This is a genomic window from Gordonia aichiensis NBRC 108223 (assembly GCF_000332975.1).
Lineage (GTDB): Bacteria > Actinomycetota > Actinomycetes > Mycobacteriales > Mycobacteriaceae > Gordonia > Gordonia aichiensis.
The window spans coordinates 1-1,481 of the sequence record NZ_BANR01000063.1; the positions used below are offsets into that span (position 1 = coordinate 1).

1 protein-coding gene is annotated in these 1,481 nt (G+C 62.8%); it reads left to right on the forward strand.

All coding sequences use genetic code 11. The features are described from left to right. The first annotated feature begins 49 nt into the window (after window positions 1-49). Window positions 50-1,432 (forward strand): IS256 family transposase, encoded by a 1,383-nt coding sequence (locus GOACH_RS22950; RefSeq protein ID WP_005180744.1) that lies wholly within the window; start codon window positions 50-52, stop codon window positions 1,430-1,432. Window positions 1,433-1,481 lie beyond the last annotated feature (49 nt).

Genomic DNA, 1,481 nt, shown 5'->3' on the forward strand with positions numbered 1-1,481 from the left:
TGTCAGATGGTCTGTGTAAGTCCAGTGCTCATCAGTGAGAGGACAATCTATGAGCATGGCGTTAGACGATAAGCAGCACGACGGTCAGCAGCTGCCTGAGTTGGCTGAGCCGCGTTCGACCGCGGAGGTGGCCGAGGCGCTGGAGGCCTCGGGCATGGTCGATGAGTTGTTGGCCCAGATCGATACCGGCCAGGTCCAGATCACCGGCGACGGCGGCCTGATTCCGGGTCTGATCAAACTCGCTCTCGAACGCGGCCTGAAGGCCGAGCTGACCGATCATCTCGGCTATGCCAAGGGCGATCCGGCCGGTCGGCAACTGCCCAACGCCCGCAACGGGTCGAGCCCGAAAACGGTGGACTCCGCGGCCGGGCCGGTCGAGTTGAACGTTCCTCGTGACCGTGAGGGCACGTTCACCCCACGCCTGGTACCGAAGGGTTCCCGCCGGCTCGGCGGGCTCGATGACATGATCATCTCGCTGTATGCCGGCGGCATGACGTTGCGCGACATTCAGCATCATCTGGCCTCGACGATCGGCACCGATCTGTCGCATGAGACGATCTCGAAGATCTGCGACGAGGTCCTCGACGCGGTCGATGAATGGCAGAACCGGCCGCTGGAAGCCTTGTATCCCGTCATCTACCTCGACGCCCTGGTGGTGAAGGTCAAAGACGGCGGTCACGTCCGAAACAGACACGCCCACATCGCTATTGGCGTCGACATGGCCGGCGTCAAGCATGTGCTGGGCATCTGGATACAAGCCGAGGAAGGCGCGAAGTTCTGGGCCGGGGTGTGTGCGAATCTGGCCAACCGCGGCGTCAAGGACGTGCTCATCGTGTGCTGCGACGGGTTGACCGGGTTCCCCGAGGCGATCGAGGCGACCTGGCCATTGGCCACGGTGCAAACGTGTGTGGTGCATCTGATCCGCAACTCGATGCGGTTCGTGAACTACAAGGACCGCAAAGACGTCGCGCGGGCGATCAAACCGATCTACACCGCCCCCGACGCCGAGACCGCCCGCCGCGAATGGGAAGCCTTCCGAGACTCGGAACTGGGGACCAAATATCCGAGTGCCGCAGCAGCTTTCGATCGAGCGTGGGACCGGTTCATTCCGTTCTTGGCGTTCCCGCCCGAGCTCCGCAAAGTCATCTACACCACCAACTCGATCGAGTCGCTGAACTACCAGCTCCGCAAGGTCATCAAGAACCGGGGACACTTCCCCAACGATCTCGCGGCGCGCAAACTGCTGTGGCTGGCGATCTGCGACATCGAGGACAAACGGGCCCGGCAACGCGAGAAGGAACGCGGCAAGCCCGCCGCCACGCGCAGAGCCCCCGGCAGGCTCGTCGAGGGCCAAGTCGTGACGAACTGGAAACAGGCCCTCGGGCAACTAGCCCTGGCCTACCCCGACCGCATCGAACCCCACCTCAACTAGACCCAACCAGCAACCACACGAAACCCAGGAGTCACGTTCTTACACAGAC

Coding starts and splice junctions, on each gene's coding strand:
- GOACH_RS22950 (WP_005180744.1), top strand. CDS start 50: ATGAGCATGGCGTTAGACGATAAGCAGCACGACGGTCAGCAGCTGCCT.